Origin of the sequence: Catenulispora sp. GAS73, assembly GCF_041262085.1 — a bacterium.
Taxonomy (GTDB): domain Bacteria; phylum Actinomycetota; class Actinomycetes; order Streptomycetales; family Catenulisporaceae; genus Catenulispora.
In genome coordinates this window covers 84,905-100,871 of record NZ_JBGCCM010000027.1, presented here as the reverse complement: position 1 = coordinate 100,871, position 15,967 = coordinate 84,905, and the positions used below count along the sequence as shown (strand labels likewise).

The 15,967-nt window shown below is 70.5% G+C and carries 17 protein-coding genes; 10 read left to right on the top strand and 7 right to left on the bottom strand.

From position 1 onward, the window contains the following. Positions 1–55: 55 nt before the first annotated feature. The 5 genes from ABH935_RS34335 to ABH935_RS34315 form a co-directional block, all read right to left on the bottom strand. Positions 56–1,327, bottom strand: a complete 1,272-nt coding sequence (locus ABH935_RS34335; protein WP_370382116.1) for a hypothetical protein — start codon at positions 1,325–1,327, stop codon at positions 56–58. Between the two features lie 13 nt (positions 1,328–1,340). Then, the gene (locus tag ABH935_RS34330; RefSeq protein ID WP_370382115.1) at positions 1,341–2,030 is read right to left on the bottom strand and encodes a hypothetical protein; all 690 of its coding nucleotides are present in this window, start codon (positions 2,028–2,030) and stop codon (positions 1,341–1,343) included. Positions 2,031–2,359: 329 nt separating this feature from the next. Further along, positions 2,360–3,109: a response regulator transcription factor gene (locus ABH935_RS34325; RefSeq protein WP_194912026.1), complete on the bottom strand. Its 750-nt coding sequence runs from the start codon at positions 3,107–3,109 to the stop codon at positions 2,360–2,362. A gap of 135 nt (positions 3,110–3,244) precedes the next feature. Further along, a complete protein-coding gene (locus ABH935_RS34320) occupies positions 3,245–3,925 on the bottom strand; it encodes a response regulator (RefSeq protein ID WP_370382114.1) in 681 nt (226 codons plus the stop codon). Then, positions 3,922–5,544 carry an ATP-binding protein gene (locus tag ABH935_RS34315; RefSeq protein WP_370382113.1) on the bottom strand — a complete coding sequence of 541 codons (1,623 nt, stop codon included), beginning with the start codon at positions 5,542–5,544 and terminating at the stop codon, positions 3,922–3,924. The genes ABH935_RS34320 and ABH935_RS34315 overlap by 4 nt, the downstream gene beginning before the upstream one ends. 189 nt (positions 5,545–5,733) lie before the next feature. Here ABH935_RS34315 and dctA point away from each other — a divergent pair, with 189 nt between their 5' ends. The 7 genes from dctA (at position 5,734) to ABH935_RS34280 (ending at position 11,245) form a co-directional block, all read left to right on the top strand. Beyond that, a complete protein-coding gene (gene dctA, locus ABH935_RS34310) occupies positions 5,734–7,056 on the top strand; it encodes a C4-dicarboxylate transporter DctA (RefSeq protein WP_370382112.1) in 1,323 nt (440 codons plus the stop codon). Between the two features lie 167 nt (positions 7,057–7,223). Then, positions 7,224–7,526 (top strand): WXG100 family type VII secretion target, encoded by a 303-nt coding sequence (locus ABH935_RS34305; protein WP_370382111.1) that lies wholly within the window; start codon positions 7,224–7,226, stop codon positions 7,524–7,526. Positions 7,527–7,630: 104 nt separating this feature from the next. Continuing rightward, positions 7,631–8,293, top strand: a complete 663-nt coding sequence (locus ABH935_RS34300) for a hypothetical protein (RefSeq protein ID WP_370382110.1) — start codon at positions 7,631–7,633, stop codon at positions 8,291–8,293. Between the two features lie 3 nt (positions 8,294–8,296). Beyond that, positions 8,297–8,899 (top strand): hypothetical protein, encoded by a 603-nt coding sequence (locus ABH935_RS34295; RefSeq protein ID WP_370382109.1) that lies wholly within the window; start codon positions 8,297–8,299, stop codon positions 8,897–8,899. Positions 8,900–9,013: 114 nt separating this feature from the next. Continuing rightward, a complete protein-coding gene (locus ABH935_RS34290) occupies positions 9,014–9,313 on the top strand; it encodes a hypothetical protein (protein ID WP_370382108.1) in 300 nt (99 codons plus the stop codon). Positions 9,314–9,318: 5 nt separating this feature from the next. Next, the gene (locus ABH935_RS34285) at positions 9,319–10,770 is read left to right on the top strand and encodes a putative T7SS-secreted protein (protein ID WP_370382107.1); all 1,452 of its coding nucleotides are present in this window, start codon (positions 9,319–9,321) and stop codon (positions 10,768–10,770) included. A 28-nt stretch (positions 10,771–10,798) separates the two neighbouring features. Further along, positions 10,799–11,245, top strand: coding sequence for a hypothetical protein (locus ABH935_RS34280; RefSeq protein WP_370382106.1), 447 nt, complete (start codon positions 10,799–10,801; stop codon positions 11,243–11,245). 145 nt (positions 11,246–11,390) lie between these two features. On the opposite strand, the gene rfbC is transcribed toward ABH935_RS34280, so the two are convergent. Both rfbC and rfbA read right to left on the bottom strand, forming a co-directional pair. Continuing rightward, a complete protein-coding gene (gene rfbC / locus ABH935_RS34275) occupies positions 11,391–11,984 on the bottom strand; it encodes a dTDP-4-dehydrorhamnose 3,5-epimerase (RefSeq protein WP_370382105.1) in 594 nt (197 codons plus the stop codon). Between the two features lie 227 nt (positions 11,985–12,211). Beyond that, positions 12,212–13,081 carry a glucose-1-phosphate thymidylyltransferase RfbA gene (gene rfbA, locus ABH935_RS34270; protein ID WP_370382104.1) on the bottom strand — a complete coding sequence of 290 codons (870 nt, stop codon included), beginning with the start codon at positions 13,079–13,081 and terminating at the stop codon, positions 12,212–12,214. An 88-nt stretch (positions 13,082–13,169) separates the two neighbouring features. On the opposite strand from rfbA, the gene rfbB reads away from it, so the two are divergent. The 3 genes from rfbB (at position 13,170) to ABH935_RS34255 (ending at position 15,965) form a co-directional block, all read left to right on the top strand. Further along, a complete protein-coding gene (rfbB, locus tag ABH935_RS34265) occupies positions 13,170–14,168 on the top strand; it encodes a dTDP-glucose 4,6-dehydratase (protein WP_370382103.1) in 999 nt (332 codons plus the stop codon). Next, positions 14,165–15,070 (top strand): dTDP-4-dehydrorhamnose reductase, encoded by a 906-nt coding sequence (gene rfbD, locus ABH935_RS34260; RefSeq protein WP_370382102.1) that lies wholly within the window; start codon positions 14,165–14,167, stop codon positions 15,068–15,070. The genes rfbB and rfbD overlap by 4 nt, the downstream gene beginning before the upstream one ends. A 181-nt stretch (positions 15,071–15,251) precedes the next feature. Next, complete coding sequence (locus tag ABH935_RS34255; RefSeq protein WP_370382101.1) at positions 15,252–15,965, top strand: HdeD family acid-resistance protein; 714 nt, start codon at positions 15,252–15,254, stop codon at positions 15,963–15,965. Positions 15,966–15,967 lie beyond the last annotated feature (2 nt).

Genomic DNA, 15,967 nt, shown 5'->3' with positions numbered 1-15,967 from the left:
GATCGGCGCGCGAGGGCCGGCCCGCGTGAGTCGGCGGTGTGGCGGAGGGCGGCCATCAGTGCCGGCCTCCGTCTTCTTGCGGCGGGGCGGCACGGTGACCGTGTCTGCCGGGCTGGATGTCCGTGCCCGGCGGGAGATGGTTGAGGTCGGATTCGCGCGCGTCCTGGTACGGCAGGTTGCCGGGGCGCGGATCGGGACCGCCGCCGAGGGTCACTGAGGTGAAGCCTTCGTGCGCCGAGGTCGGCGGCTTCGGGGGTAGCTCGCTGGGCCAGACCGCGGGCTGTGCCTGGGCGTCGCGGCGGAACATCGGCGGTTTTGCCGTCGGCGCGGGAGGTATCGGCTGTGCCGGCCGTGCGGGCTGTGCGTATCCATTGACCGGCGCGGCCTGCGGCGGCGGCATCGGTGGCGCGTACTGCGGCTGCGGCGGCATCGGCGGCGCGAGCGGCTGTTGTATCGGCGGTGCGGCGTACTGCTGCTGCGGCCCCGGTATCGGTTGCCCGGGCGGCATCATGGGCGCCGCGCCCTGCGGTATCGCAGCCCCCTGCGAAGGCATCGCGAACCGCCGGTACAGATCCAGCGCCACCTCGCGCGTCGAGCGGATCAGCAGGGTGCGGTCCAGACGCCCTCGGCCGCGGCCGTTGATCAGGTCCGCGCCGTCCGGGTCGTCGGCGATCGTGCCGATCACCTTCACCGGCAGGCCGCTGGTACGGAGCAGTTCGTCCACCTGTGCCGTGACGCGGGCGCGTTGCTTCGGGTCGACGATCAGCACCACGCCGATCGGGACGCCCAGGCCCCCGCCGGCGGTGGCGGTGCCGCCGCCGACGCGTTGCAGCAGCGACAGTGCGCGGTCGCGGACGTGGGCGATCTGCTCCGCCGAGGTGCGGGCGACGAGGACCACGAGCGCCGCGGTGGCCATCAGGTCCAGGGCCGGGCCGGCGGCGTCGACGCGGCCGCAGTCGGCGATCACGTCCGCCTCCGGCAGGGCGTCGAAGGCGCGGCCGAGCGCCGGCCACAGGCCCGCCAGGCCCGCCGACTGGTCGCCGGTGGCCAGGCCCACCACCAGTTCCAAGCCGCCGTGCATGCGCTGGATGTGCTGTTCGAGCTGGTGCGGGGACAGGCCGTGGCGCGCCGTGGTGGCCAGCGAGAGCATGCCGATGTTGGGATTCAGCGGTTGGCCGCTGTCGGCCGGGGTGCGGTACACCAGGTCGCCGCCGGCCGGGTCGCACTCGGCCAGGACCGCGCGGCGCGGCCACACGCCGGCCAGGGCCACCGCGGTCGTGGTGACGCCGGGGGAGCCCTTGTCGGAGGCCAGGACTATCAGGGACATGGGGTGGGCTGCCTCACCCGAAGGTCTTGGTGAGCATCAGGTCGGCGGCGTTCGCGACCGTCAGCACCTTGTCGGTGGGCACGGCGATGGTCGCGGTCATGGTCTCCGCGTCGTCCCGGTTCACCAGCGTCACCGTGCCCTGCGCGACCCAGTTCGCGGTGGCGTTCTGGCCGTTCTGGCCGGCGGTCACGGTGTCGGTGTAGAGCGTGAACTTGTCGCCGATGTACATCTGGCCGGTCGGGTAGTGGCCCTGCTTGATCTGGATGCCCATCAGGGTGGTGCCGGGGACGGCGCCGGCCGAGGCGCCGGACTGGTCGTTGAGCATGTCGCCGGTCAGCAGCGAACCCTTGACCAGGGTGTTGTACGTGACCCGTCCCTGCAGCTGGCTCAGCTGGCTCCACAGCACGTAGTTGATGCCGCTGTCCTTGGCGACGCTGGCCTCGACGAACTGGCCGGCGTCCAGCTTCGAGCCCGCCGCGATCGTCTTGTCCGCGACCCGGACGACCGACTCCCGGTTCCCGGACTTCGTCACCAGGATCATCGTCGCCAGCGCCCCGGCCAGGATGAGCAGCACGGCCAGAGCCGCCAACGCCGGCTTGCGCTCCCGCGGAGCGGTGGGCAGCCGGTTGGCCGCGACCGCGCGGCCGCCGCCGAAAGCGGTGCCCGCCGCCGGGGCGCCCGGAATCGTTCGGTCCTTGCTCACAGCTGTCTTCCCCGTCTACGCGTCAGGCCGCATCGCAGGGCGCCGAGACTGAGGAAACCCCCGGAGCGATGCGGCTATTGGACGGTTCGCCATCCCCCTGCGAGCGGCTATCGTAACCGCCTTTCAGGGCGCCCGGGGAGGGGCGTTTTGTGATTTCTCCCGGTTCGGACGCGGTCGTCCGGCGGTTCTCGTCACCGAATCGTCACCGGAAGTGGCGACGGCCGCCGTGACGTCGGGGTGTCCCGAGTCGCGGCGGCCGTCGCGGTGTCGATCATCGACGTCGCAGTCGTTGCCCAATCGCAATAGTGCGCCCGGCGCCTGAAATGCCCTTATGCCGCCACCACTGTCCGCTCGCGGCCCGCAGCTTCCTCCCGCAGCTGCCGCACCGCCTCCGAACTCAGGCGCAGGAACGACTCCGGCGTCACCAGCCGGTACCCGACGCCGCGCACCGTGGCGATCATGCCGGGCAGCGCGAGTTTCGAGCGCAGCGAGGCGATGTGCACCTCCAGCGACCGCTCCGCGCCGTCCCAGCCGGCCGGCCAGAGCCGGGCTATCAGCTGGTCGCGGGCCAGCACGGTGCCGGCCTGCCGGGCCAGGACCACCAGCAGCTGGTACTCCTTGGGACGCAGGGCGACGCGCTGGCCGTTGACCGTGACCGTCCGCGAGTCCTCCGCGACCACCAGGGGTCCGGCGACGATGCGGCGCGGGGGCCCGGGCGTCAGGGGTGGTCGTGGTGGGGCCACGGCCAACCGCAGACGTGCGGCCAGTTCCTGCAGTCCGAAAGGCTGGACCACGTAGTCGTCTATGCCGTTGTCGTGGCCGCGCAGCCACGCGCCCATGTCGACGCGGTGGGTGACGGCGATGATCGGGGCCTGCAGCTCGGTGCGCAGCCGGCGGCAGAACGCCAGCACTTCGCGATCGACGATGCCGCATTCCAGCAGCACCACGTCCGGCAGCCGCCGCAGCGGCCCGGCCCCGGTGACGTCGGCGGCGTCCAGCACGTCGAACCCCAGCGCGGCCAGGCCGCCGCTGAGGGTCCGGCTGCGCCGCCGACCCAGTCCGGTGATGAGAACTCGCATACGCCCCACTGTCCGCCGCCGGGCTCACCATTTGCTCAACGTCGGATAGACGGGCTTGTCAACGTGGGTGCGGCAGCCCTTGAATGGATGCTGACGAATGCCCTCCAGGGAACGTTCACACTCCGGGCGACACCCTCAGCCGGACCACTGATAGACGGTTTCCGGACGTCCGGGCCCGCCGTAGCGCGGCTGTCCCGAGACCAGCCGCCGAGCTGTCAGGTATTCGAGATACCGGCGAGTAGTGGGCGCGCTCACCCCGGCCCGCTCGGCGAGTTCGGCGGCGGTCAGGGGCGAGGCCGCCTTCAGGATCCCGACGAGCGCCGCCAGGGTGCTGTCCGACAGCCCCTTCGGCAGCTGCGCCGGACGCGGCGACCGCAGCCCGTCGAGCATCCGGTCCAGCTCGTCCTGCTGCAGCGAGCCGGAGTTGGCGTCGGCGGACTCGGTGGCCCGGCGGAACTCCGCGTACGACTCCAGCCGGGCGCGGAACGTCGAGAACTGGAACGGCTTGATCAGGTACTGCACGATCCCCAGCGATACCGCGGCCCGCACCGTCGCCAGATCCCGGGCCGAGGTCACGGCGATCACGTCGGTCGCGTCGCCCCGGGCCCGCAGGGTTCGGCACAGGTCGAGGCCGGTCATGTCCGGGAGGTACACGTCCAGCAGCACCAGGTCCACGTCCCGCGCGGCCAGCACGCGCAACGCGTCGGCACCGGTCCGGGCCACGTCCGCGACCTCGAAGCCGGGAACCCGTTCCACGTAGACCCGGTGCGCCGCGGCCAGGACCGGATCGTCCTCCACCACCAGAGTGCGGATCACGGCTCGGCCCTCCTGGGGATCCGGACCTCGACCACCGCGCCGCCGCCTGCCGCCTCGGACACCGAGACCGTCCCGCCGTGCCGCTTCACGATCTGGGCCACCAGCGCGAGCCCCAGACCGCGCCCGGCCTCGGCCTTGCTGGTGAATCCGCGCACGAACACGTCCTCACGCAGCTCCGGCGCGATGCCCGGGCCGTTGTCGGCGACCTGGACGCGCAGGCCCGCGGCGTCGTCGGTCAGCTCGATCCAGACCTGTTTGGCCGCGGCGGCCCCGTAGCCGCCCTCGGAGCCGCCGTCGTACCCGCCGACCGCCTCCAACGCGTTGTCGATCAGGTTGCCGACCAGCGTCACCGCGTCGGTCACCGGCAACGACAGGTCCCGCACCGCGGTCACGTCCCCGACGCCCAGCTCGATCCCGCGCTCCCGGGCCTGCGCGACCTTCCCCAGCACCAGCGCGGCCAGCACCGGCTCCTCGACCGCGGTCAACAGCCGGTCGACGAGCTCCTGCTGGGCCGCCAACTCGCCGGTCGCGAAGCGCACCGCCTCGCCCGGCCGGTCCAGCTCGATCAGCGTCACCACGGTGTGCAGCCGGTTCGCCGCCTCGTGGTTGGAGGCGCGCAGGGCTTCGGCGAAGCCGCGCACCGAGGCCAGCTCGTCGGTCAGGGCCTGCAGCTCGGTGCGGTCCCGCAGCGTCACCACGGTGCCCAGGTCGCGTCCGGCGCGCCGGGCCGTCGACTGGTTGACCGTGACCACCCGGTTGTCGGTGAGGTGGATCCCGTCGGCCACGTCCGCGCCGCCGGCCAGCACCGCGCCGAGCGAGCCGTCCACGCCGAGTTCGGCCGGTGTGCGCCCCTGCCGCGCGTCCGGCAGGTCCAGCAGCCGTACCGCCTCGTCGTTGGCGAGGATGAGCCGGCCCGCCGGGTCCAACAGCAGCAGGCCTTCGCGCATCGCGTGCATCACCGCGTCGTGGTGCTCGTACAGCTCGGCCAGCGCGACCGGGCCCAGGCCGCGGGTCTGCCGCCGTACCCGGCGGCCGACCGCGTACGCGCCGAGGACCGCCAGCGCCAGCGCGGCGGCCGAGATCCCGATCACCATCGGCAGCTGCTGCCCGAACAGCGAGCTGAGCCGGTGCTGGGTGATGCCGACCGAGACCAGGCCGATGATCGCGCCGCCCTGCCGGGGATCGCGGATCGGCACCACCGAGCGCACCGACGGGCCCAGCGAGCCCGAGTAGTCCTCGGTGAACGACGTCCCGGCGACCGCCGGCGCGATGTGCCCGACGAAGGTCTTGCCGATCAGGGCCGGGTTCGGATGCGTGAAGCGGACGCCGGTGGTGGTCATCACCACCACGAAGTCGACGCCGGCCTGCTGTTCCAGCGCCGTGGTCTCGGGCTGGAGCGGGACGGTCGGATCCGCCGTGTGCAGCGCGGCGACCGTGGACGGCGCGCCGGCCAGCGCCTCGGCGGTGGAGAGCACCTGGCGCCGGGCACCGTCGTGCTCGGTGGCGTGGGCCTGCAGGACGGCGGCCGTGGAGCCGGCCGCCGTCAGCAGCAGCACCAGCACGCACTGCATGAGCAGTACCTGCGTGGCGATGCTGAACCGGCTCCGGATACGACGCATGCCCCGCAGTGTCCCCGACGAATCCGTTTCGGCAAAGGCGAACACCGAGATCACGTGACGTCTCGGTAACGCGTGGGGGCTGTGCGCGTAATGCGCGTAACCACGAAAGTGATCTGTGACCTGCCCCACAGTGAACGGCGTCCGTCAGCCGTAAGGGCCGTTAACCCGGCCGTCACTGGGGAGCGACCAATGTCCGAAACCTCATCGCCACCGATGCCTCGTCGCTGGTACCGCCAGCTCTACGTCTGGGTCCTGGTCGGCATAGCCGCCGGCATCGCCCTCGGAGCCGCCGCGCCCGGCGTGGCCACCCAGCTGCAGCCGCTCGGCGACAGTTTCGTGAACCTGATCCGGATGGTCATCACTCCGGTGATCTTCGTGACCGTGGTGACCGGGATCGCCGGCGTGGGCAGGCTGCGCGAGGTGGGCCGGGTCGGGATCAGGTCCCTGATCTACTTCGAGGTGCTGTCCACGGTCGCGCTGGCGATCGGGCTGCTGGTGATGGACGTGCTGCGGCCCGGGGCCGGGGTGCACGCCAAGGTGCCCAAGGCCACCGGGGCGGCCGCGGACTACATCAAGACCGGCCAGACCCAGTCCGCCTGGCACTACCTGACCGACATGGTGCCGAACAGCATCGTCGGCGCGTTCAGCACCGGCAGCGTGCTGCAGGTGCTGGTGATCGCGGTGCTGGTGGCGGTGGCCATCAAGCTGGTCGGCGAGCCGGCCGAGCCGGTGGCGCGCGGTATCGAGGTGATCGGCAGGGTCCTGTTCAAGGTGCTGGGGATCGTCATGTACGCCGCCCCGGTCGGCGCGTTCGGGGCCATGTCGTTCACTGTCGGCAAGTACGGCCTGCACACGCTGACCAGCCTGGGCAAGCTGATCGCGGTGTTCTACGGCACCTCGGCGCTGTTCGTCGTCGTGGTGCTCGGCGCGGTCGCCGCGACCCAGCGGGTCAACATCTTCAAGCTGGTCCGGTACATCGCGCCGGAACTGCTGGTGGTGCTCGGCACCTCCTCCAGCGAGACCGTGCTGCCGCGGATCATCGACAAGATGGAGCAGGCCGGGGTGCGGCGGGACGTGGTCGGGCTGACCGTGCCCGCCGGGTACTCGTTCAACCTGGACGGCACCTGCATCTACCTGACGCTCGGCGCGCTCTACATCGCGCAGGCGCTGGACGTGCACCTGTCCTTCGCGCAGCAGGTGACGATCCTCGGCGTCCTGCTGCTGACCTCCAAGGGCGCGGCCGGCGTCACCGGCAGCGGGTTCATCGTGCTGGCCGCGACGCTGTCCACGGTCGGGACCATCCCGGTCGCCGGCATCATGCTGATCTTCGGGATCGACAAGTTCATGAGCGAGTGCAGAGCCCTGACAAACCTGTGCGGAACGGCGGTCGGCACCATCGTCATCGCCGGCTGGGAGGACGCTTTGGACCGCGAAAGGCTCTCCGCGCAGCTCAACGGGGGTGGGGACGGGTCCCCGGAACCGGTTACAAGCGGAGTCGCAATCCCGGCATAACCGGGCAGAATCACGAGGAAACCGCTGGTGAGGGCCTTGCGGCCGGTTGCCAATCGCGGCGTCCCGGTGGCAGTCTTCGGGGTGTTCCACACGGGGCTGGAAGCAATCGCTGACCGGCTGAGAGCCGCGCTCATGCCGGGCGCGCAACACTTAGGGGAGTGCTGAAAATGGCGGACCTTAACGTCACATACGGCGAGATGCGCCAGGCTGCTGGCCAGCTCACCAACTTCGAGCACCAGGCCACCGACGTGCTGAAGCAGGCGCAGGCCATGATCAACAACCTGGTGAACGGCGGCTTCGTCACCACCCAGGCGTCGAAGGCCTTCGAGGAGTCCTACAGCAACTTCACCAAGGGCACGACGCAGATGCTCACCGGCATGACCGGTATGTGCAACTACCTGAACCAGGCCGCCGACCAGATGGAGCACCTGGACACCTCGCTGGCCAACTCCATCAAGGGCCAGGGCTGACAAAAGGATCACCGCAGGGCCCGCACCGCGGGCAGCGAATCCCGAAGGGGCCTCTCCGTTCTGGGAGGGGCCCTTTTGCCGCCTGAGACCAGGAAGCCGCAGCCGTGACATCACCGACCGAACCTCCGGGCGTAGGTTCGCCCACAGCCGTCGACGGGTCCGGGGCGCCCGCCGGCGAGGACACCGGGGCGCAGGCCCCGCCCCGCGACTACCGCCTGATGGTCCCCTCGCAAGGGTGGACCCGCATCGCGCTGGACCCCGAGGTGTGGCCGCGCCGGATCCAGGTCATGGTCGACAAGCGGTTCCGCGGGATCGACAACGCGCCGCACCTGAAGGCGGAGCTGCGGGGCGACCTGGAGCGCCGCTGCCAGGAGGCCTGGGAGAAGGGCGGGATCGAGCTGTATCTGGGCTCGATGGACGTCGTCGGCGTGCCGGTGTCCGCCAGCCTGCTGGTGACGCTGATCCCGCGTCCGGCCGGGCAGCCGCGCGCGACGCTGGAGCAGATGGCGCTGGGGCTGACCGCCGAGGGGCGCGACGCCCGGGTCACCGAGCTGCCGGCGGGCAAGGCGTTGGTGCAGGTCTACAAGACCCCGCCGCGGCCCGGTTCCGGCAGCACGTTCCCGGACACGCACTTCGACGTGCTCTTCGACGTGCCGCGCACCAGCTCGCAGCTGTTGCTCTCGTTCAGCACCCCGGTGGAGCCGCTGGCCGAGCCGATGGTCGAGCTCTTCGAGTCGATAGCGCTGTCGTTCGTGTGGAAGGGCTGAGACGTGGCGGCACGCGGTGACTTCACCATCACGATGGACCGGCCGGAGATCGCGATCCGGTTGCCGGTCAACGAGGACGGCGACCTGACGGCGTGGGCGGAGAGCACCTCGCGCGCGCGTCAGGGTTTCGACGCCGAGGACGAGGACGTCGAGCTGTTCGCGGCCGAGATCCTGGCCGCCGCGGCGGACTCCTCCTCGCGCGACGTGGCCATGGCCTATCTGCTGCCGGACGACGTCCTGCCGGTGGAGATGGCGCGGATCGAGGTCGTGGACGTCAATCCGGACGAGGAGATCCCCGAGGTCACCCTGGAGTGGCTGGAGCGGATCTACAGCGATCCCGGGCTGGAGCTGACGGCACCGGTGGACGTCTGGCGCGGCGTGCTGCCGGCCGGTCCGGCGGTCCGGGTGGTCCGCCAGGTGATCGGGGACGTCGACGAGTTCGGGGACGGCAAGCTGCTGCACAGCGTGGTCTACGCCGTGCGGCCGCCGCAGACCGACTTCGCCGTCGTGCTGTCGGTGACCTGGTCGGCGGTCCTGCTGGGCCGGGAACTGCTGGACATGTCCGACGCGCTGGCACAGACGCTGCAGGTGCTCCCGGCCCGCTGAGGCGGGTTCTCGTCGCCCGCCGTGCACGAACCCGTACACGGAGCACCGCGCACCAAGCCGCACAGGCAAGCACCGCGCACCAAGCCGCACAGACAACGGGAAGGGGGAGGTCTGATGGCCGACCACATCAAGATCAACACCGGGGAGCTCGCGAACATCGGCGACGCGCTGGGCCGGCTGGTCGATCAGTTCCAGAACTCGGGGAACATCGTCCATCACTTCGCCGGCGACCTCGGTTCGGGCCGCATGGCCGACACGCTGGACCAGTTCGCGACGAACTGGGACGTGCACAAGAAGAGCCTGCTGTCCAACCTGCAGCACCTGCAGAGTGCCGCGTCGGAGGGCGCGAAGAACTGGGACGGTCTGGATTCGGACCTGGCCAAGGCGCTGACCGATCCACCGAAGAAGGGCTGAGGGGCGTGGCGATCGACTGGGACCACGAGGTCTACAACTCCGGCGACAACATTCCCGGGGACCCGGGCCAGGTCACGGCGCTGGGCAAGAACTACCGCGACACCGCCGACGCGATCCGGCAGCAGGCGGCGAACCTGCGCAACCTGGTGAACGGCCAGGGCTGGGACTCCGACTCCGGCCGCGAGTTCCAGAACATGGTCGGCGACACCGCGGACAAGCTGGACAAGGCCTTCGGCCGCTACGACGCGGCGGCCGGCGCGCTGGGCACGGACCAGGGCTCGCTGGGCAACTGGGCCGGGTCGCTGGCGCACGCGCAGGACATGGCCAAGGCCGCGATCAACAAGGGCCGCGAGGCCCAGGCCAACAGCCGCAGCGCGCAGGGCCAGATCGACGCGCACACCCAGGCGCAGGCCAAGCAGCCCCCGCCGCCGCCCGGGACCCCGCCGCCGACCGGCCCGGACCCGGTGCTGACGAAGCTGAGCGGCCAGAAGGCCGGCTTCGACGGCGACATGGCGCAGGCCGAGAAGGACCTGCAGGCCGCCCGCGACTTCCGCGACAGCCAGGCGAACAAGTTCGCCGACGCCATCGTGAACGCCTACAACCACGACGGTCTCAAGGACGGGTTCTGGGACAAGGTCGGCGACATCGCCAGCGACGCCCTGCACGGCATCGAGGACTTCGCGCAGGTCGTCGGGCACTGGGCCGGCGCGATCGCCGGCATCCTCGGCGTGCTGGCGCTGGCGCTGAGCTGGGTACCGGTCGTCGGCGAACTGCTGGGCGCGGCGGCGATGATCGCCTCGGTGGTGGCGTTGGGCTGTGATGTGATCAACGCGCTGGACGGCCGGGGCACGTGGCTGGACGTCGGGATCGACGTCCTGGGCGTGCTGTCCGGCGGCGCGGGACGGCTGCTGGGGGATGTCGCGAAGGGCTCGAAGTTCTTCGAGATCTACAACGGTCTCAAGGGGGCCAGCGGCATGACCAAGGCCCTGCGCGCCGCCAAGGCGGGTGAGGCCGTCGGCATCACCGGGATGAAGGCCTCGAAGATGGCGAAGGCCGCCAAGGGGCTGATGGCGGAGCTGCCGGAGAGCGGGATGGGCCGCTACACCGAGATGGCCAAGGCCGCGGTCAACCCGAAGCTGTACGTGCAGGGCATGAAGGACGGTGCCGCCAACATCAAGGACCTGGGCGCCTGGGGCGCGGTCAAGGACGGCCTGGCGAAGTACCCGACCACGATGATGTCCGCCGGCGGCAAGGCCCGCTACATCGCGTGGGGTACCGTGCCGTTGGCCCTGGGCTGGGCGAACATGACCAATCTGACCACCCAGCCCGGGTGGAACGACAACAGCCCGGTCACCAATCTGGGCAACCACGACGGGCTGGCCTGGCTGAAGTCGAACACCCCGCTGGGCGCGAACGGCGTGCCCGGGGGTAACTTCTCATGGGTGTCCTCCGGCTGATATCGACCGTCTCGTTAGGAATGAGTGCATGAGCAGGGAGTTGAACCCGACCCGGCCGACGGCCACCACCGCCGAGGTCAGGCAGCGGCTGACGAACCTGGCCGGGGCCAAGCGTGACAGGCTTGAGGACTGGGGCTATCCGATCGCGAAGCTCGACGAGTGGGCCGCGCGCGGCGACGCCCAGGCCGACGAGGTGGACGCCCTGCTCGCCATCATCCTGAACCGCGCGAACTACACGCACGACGACGGCGACGTCGCGTCGGCCGAGAAGATCGGCAAGAAGTTCGGCGCCCGCATGACGGCACACGCCTACCTGGTGGGCCAGGGCAAGGCGGAGTCGGGTCCGTACCGCAACATCTACGGCGGCTACCGGCCGGGCCAGGAGCCCATGTCGAACAAGTCGCTGTGGCTGATCCTCGGCGGGGTGTTCCTGCTCATCATCATCGGCGGCGTGATCGTGGCCGCCGTGCGCTGATCCGGCTTTGCGGCGACGGCGACTACTGCCGTTCCCAGTGAAACGGCCCGGGACCGCGGCGAAAGCCGCGTCCCGGGCCGTAGCGTTTTCTGTTGTCTCAGCTCGCGTTCTGCCGGCTCCGGTGGGGAGCCGGCACTACTAGTTACTAGCCCAGGCTCTTCGTGTACCCCACGCAAGCGGCGTAGTCCGGCAGCAGGCCGCTGTCCTTCGCCTCCGCCAGCGACGGCGACTTCAGGTCCCGCTCCGACAGTTGCGGCGCTTCGGCGGGCCAGGCGATCCCGAGTTCCGCGTCCAGCGGGTGGACGCCGTGCTCGTGGCCGGGACTGTAGGTGGCCGAGCACAGGTAGGTCAGGGTCGCGTCGTCGGTGAGGGCGCAGAAGCCGTGGCCGAGGCCTTCGGCGATGTACACCGCCTTGCGGTTCTCGTCGTCGAGGCGGACGCCCTGCCACTGGCCGAAGGTCGGCGAGCCGACGCGGATGTCGACGATCACGTCCAGGACCGCGCCGCGGGTGCACATGATGTACTTCGCCTGGCCCGGCGGCACGTCGGCGAAGTGGATGCCGCGGACTACGCCTGCCGCCGACACGGACAGGTTGCCCTGCCTCAGGTCCAGGGGGTGGCCCACGGCCTCGGCCAGGTGGTCGAAGCGGTACCACTCGGTGAACAGGCCGCGGGGGTCGCCGTGGAGGCGGGGGGTGATCTCCCAGGCGCCTTCGATCGACAGGGGAGCGATGTCCATGCGGGGACGGTCCTTCGGGTTCAGGGGGACTGGTTGTTGCTAGAGCGTGTTTGAGAAGTCGGGCGGGGCGCGACGGCTGATCGGCGGCGCCTGGCGGCGCCGGACGACCAGCCACAGCCAACCAGGATGAGGCAGGCCGTCCGTCTTGCCATGCTTGCCGCTGAGCCGTCGCGCTCGACCTGCTCACTGGCTGCGGGACACTACCCACCCGACTTCTCAAACACGCCCTAGAGCGCGGTGTCGAGAAGGTGCAGCAGGTATTCGCCATAGCCGCTCTTGCGGAGGGGCTCGGCCAGGGCGGCCAGTTGGGCGTCGTTGATGAAGCCGGAGCGCCACGCGACTTCCTCGACGCAGCCGACCTTGTAGCCCTGCCGCTGTTCTATGACGCGGACGTATTCGGCGGCCTGCACGAGGGAGTCGAAGGTGCCGGTGTCGAGCCAGGCGGTGCCCCGCTCCAGGACCTGCACCTGCAGCTGGTCGCGGTTCAGGTACTCGACGTTGACGCCGGTGATCTCCAGCTCGCCGCGGGCGCTGGGCTTGAGGTTCTTGGCGATCTCCACGACCTGGTTGTCGTAGAAGTACAGGCCCGGGATGGCGAAGCGGGACTTGGGCTTCTCCGGCTTCTCCTCGATGGAGACCGCGCGGCCGGCGTCGTCGAATTCGACCACGCCGTACTCCTGCGGGTTGGCCACCTGGTAGGCGAAGACCACGCCGCCGGACGGCTGGGTCAGGGTGCGCAGCTGCCGGCCCAGGCCCGCGCCGTGGAAGATGTTGTCGCCGAGGACGAGGGCCACCGACTCGTCGCCGATGAACTCCTCGCCGAGGATGAAGGCCTGCGCCAGGCCGTCGGGGCGTTCCTGCGCGATGTACTTGAGGTCCAGGCCCCATTGGGAGCCGTCGCCGAGCAGCCGCTGGAACTGCGCCTGGTCCTCGGGCGTGGTGATGACGAGGATCTCGTAGATACCGCCCATCACCAGTGTGGACAACGGGTAGTACACCATCGGCTTGTCGAAGACGGGCATGAGCTGCTTGGAGACGCCTTTGGTGATCGGCCAGAGTCGTGAACCGGTCCCGCCGGCCAGGATGATACCGCGCATGCCGGGCAGTCTAGTCGGGTCCCCGGAGGCATCACCTAGGGTCCACCACCGGGGGAAGTATTCCCACGGGCCCGGTAGCATCGCGCAGGTGAGGATTCTAGTGACCGGCGGTGCCGGGTTCATCGGCTCAGAGTACGTCCGTCAGCTCCTGTCCCGTCCCGGCTCGCCGGATTCGGTGACGGTGCTTGACGCGCTGACCTATTCGGGGGTCGAGGCGAATCTGGAGCCGGTGCGCGACAACCCGGGCTTCAGCTTCCGGCACGGCGACATCCGCGACGCCGAGGTCGTCGACGAGGTGATGGCCGGGCACGACGCCGTCGTGCACTTCGCGGCCGAATCGCACGTGGACCGCTCGATCCTGGGCGCCGGGCCGTTCGTGACCACGAACGTCGTGGGCACGCAGGTGCTGCTGGACGCCGCGCGCAAGCACGGTGTCGGCCGCTTCGTGCACGTCTCCACCGACGAGGTCTACGGCTCCATCGACGAGGGCTCCTGGACCGAGGAGTGGCCGCTGGCGCCGAACTCGGCGTACTCGGCCTCCAAGGCCGGCTCGGACCTGCTGGTGCTGGCCTACCACCGCACGCACCAGATGGACGTGGTGGTCACGCGCTGCTCCAACAACTACGGGCACTACCAGTTCCCGGAGAAGATGATCCCGCTGTCGGTGACCAACCTGATCGACGGCGGCACCGTCGCGCTCTACGGCGACGGCGCCAACATCCGTGACTGGCTGCACGTCTCCGACCACTGCCGCGGCATCGACCTGGCGCTGCGCCGGGGCCGGGCCGGCGAGGTCTACAACATCGGCGGCGGCACCGAGATGACCAACAAGGACCTCGTGCAGCTGATGCTGGACGCGACCGGCACCGACTGGTCCTCGGTCCGCACCGTCGAGGACCGCAAGGGCCACGACCGCCGCTACTCGCTGTCGATCGAGAAGATCCGGCAGGAGCTCGGTTACGAGCCGCAGGTGCGCTTCGACGAGGGCATCGCGCAGACCATCGACTGGTACAAGAACAACCGCGCGTGGTGGGAGCCGCTGAAGGCGAAGGCGGGACTGGAGACCCCCGGAGGCGCGGCGAGATGAGCCGCCCGGTCGTGATCGTGCCGGGGCGCCAGGCGCCGCGGCGACGATGGCTGGTGACCGGCGCCGCCGGGATGCTCGGCACGGACCTGGTGGCGCTGCTGCGGGCCGACCCGGCCGCCGCCGTCACCGCGCTGACCCGGGCCGAGCTCGACGTCACCGACCCGGCGGCGGTCGCCGCCGCGGTGGCCGGCCACGACGTGGTGGTGAACACCGCGGCGTGGACCGACGTCGACGGCGCCGAGACGCACGAGGCCGAGGCCACCGCGGTCAACGGCGGCGCGGTCAGCACCCTGGCCGCGGCCTGCGCGGGGACTGGGGCCCGGTTCATCACGGTCTCGACCGACTACGTCTTCGACGGCAAGAGCGAGGAGCCCTACGGCGAGTACGCCGCGACCGACCCGATCAACGCCTACGGCCGCTCGAAGCTGGTCGGCGAGCAGGCCGTGCTCGCGGTGCTGCCGGAGACCGGCTACGTGGTCCGCACGGCCTGGCTCTACGGCGCGCAAGGCACCAACTTCGTGCGCACCATGCTGCGGCTGGCCGGCGAGCGGGAGACGCTGGACGTGGTCGACGACCAGGTCGGCCAGCCGACGTGGTCCGGCGCCCTGGCCGGACAGCTGATCGCGCTGGGGCAGGCCCAGGTCCCGGCCGGGGTCTACCACAGCACCTCCTCCGGCCAGACGAGCTGGTTCGGCCTGGCCCGCGCGGCGTTCGAGGAGGCGGGGCTGGACCCGGAGCGGGTGCGGCCGACGACCTCCGACAAGTTCGTCCGGCCCGCCGAGCGGCCGAAGTACAGCGTGCTCGGGCACCGGCGCTGGGCCGAGGCCGGGCTCCCCATGCTGGGGCACTGGCGGACGATGCTGGCGTCCAGCGGCGTGGCGGCGCCCTCGCGGGCGATCTGAGCACTGTGGCTGAACGGCTCTGCTGAGCCGCTCCGCAGTCTCGTGGTCCGGCGGGGGCCGGGCCACACCGGCTCGTTATGGCTCGTACCGGCTGGTGCCGGCCGGCCTCGGCTGGACCATTCGGCCGACCCGGAACCGGGCATCAGGCATCATCAGTCGGATAGTCGGACATAACGACCCCATGACCGACATGTATGACGGTGACGAGCGCGGACCCGGCAGGGCCGAGGAACTGCGCGACCGCGGCTCCGGCCACGGCGAGGGGTTCCGCGACCGCGAGTTCGACCGCGCCGACCGCGTCGACGTCGAGAATCCGCTCCGGATGCTCGGGCAGGCCGCGTGGCAGGCGCTGATGGTGCTGGGCCTCGCGGCGATCGCCATCGGCGTGTGCGCGGTGGTCTGGCCCGGCCGCACGCTGCTGGTGCTCGGCGTGCTGTTCGGGATCTACCTGCTGATCAGCGGGGTCATGGAGATCATCGCGGCGTTCGGCGACCACATCAGCGCCGGCATGCGGGTGCTGAACGTGATCGTCGGCGCGCTGTCCATCCTGCTGGGCCTGTTCTGCTTCCGGAACTCGCTGCGCAACTCGGTGCTGCTGCTCAGCCTGTGGATCGGCATCGGCTTCCTGATGTGGGGCATCGCCACCATCGCGACCAGCGCCTCGGCTCCGGCCGGGGTGGTGGGCCGGGGCTGGGGCCTGTTCGCCGGCTTCATGACCATGCTCGGCGGGATCATCGTCATCTCCTGGCCCATCGGCTCCATCTTCACCCTGGCGATCTTCACCGGGATCTGGCTGATCGCCATCGGGCTGGTCGAGGTGATCCACGCGTTCATGCTGCGGGGCACGGTGCGGAAGGTGACGGGAACCGGCTCAGGAAGACACGCGACGGTCTAGGT

Bases quoted from the DNA above. Each gene is read 5' to 3' on its own strand.
- ABH935_RS34335 (WP_370382116.1), bottom strand. From the start codon at position 1,327: ATGTCCCTGATAGTCCTGGCCTCCGACAAGGGCTCCCCCGGCGTCACC.
- ABH935_RS34325 (WP_194912026.1), bottom strand. From the start codon at position 3,109: ATGCGAGTTCTCATCACCGGACTGGGTCGGCGGCGCAGCCGGACCCTC.
- ABH935_RS34315 (WP_370382113.1), bottom strand. From the start codon at position 5,544: ATGCGTCGTATCCGGAGCCGGTTCAGCATCGCCACGCAGGTACTGCTC.
- dctA (WP_370382112.1), top strand. From the start codon at position 5,734: ATGTCCGAAACCTCATCGCCACCGATGCCTCGTCGCTGGTACCGCCAG.
- ABH935_RS34305 (WP_370382111.1), top strand. From the start codon at position 7,224: ATGGCGGACCTTAACGTCACATACGGCGAGATGCGCCAGGCTGCTGGC.
- ABH935_RS34290 (WP_370382108.1), top strand. From the start codon at position 9,014: ATGGCCGACCACATCAAGATCAACACCGGGGAGCTCGCGAACATCGGC.
- ABH935_RS34280 (WP_370382106.1), top strand. From the start codon at position 10,799: ATGAGCAGGGAGTTGAACCCGACCCGGCCGACGGCCACCACCGCCGAG.
- rfbC (WP_370382105.1), bottom strand. From the start codon at position 11,984: ATGGACATCGCTCCCCTGTCGATCGAAGGCGCCTGGGAGATCACCCCC.
- rfbA (WP_370382104.1), bottom strand. From the start codon at position 13,081: ATGCGCGGTATCATCCTGGCCGGCGGGACCGGTTCACGACTCTGGCCG.
- rfbD (WP_370382102.1), top strand. From the start codon at position 14,165: ATGAGCCGCCCGGTCGTGATCGTGCCGGGGCGCCAGGCGCCGCGGCGA.
- ABH935_RS34255 (WP_370382101.1), top strand. From the start codon at position 15,252: ATGACCGACATGTATGACGGTGACGAGCGCGGACCCGGCAGGGCCGAG.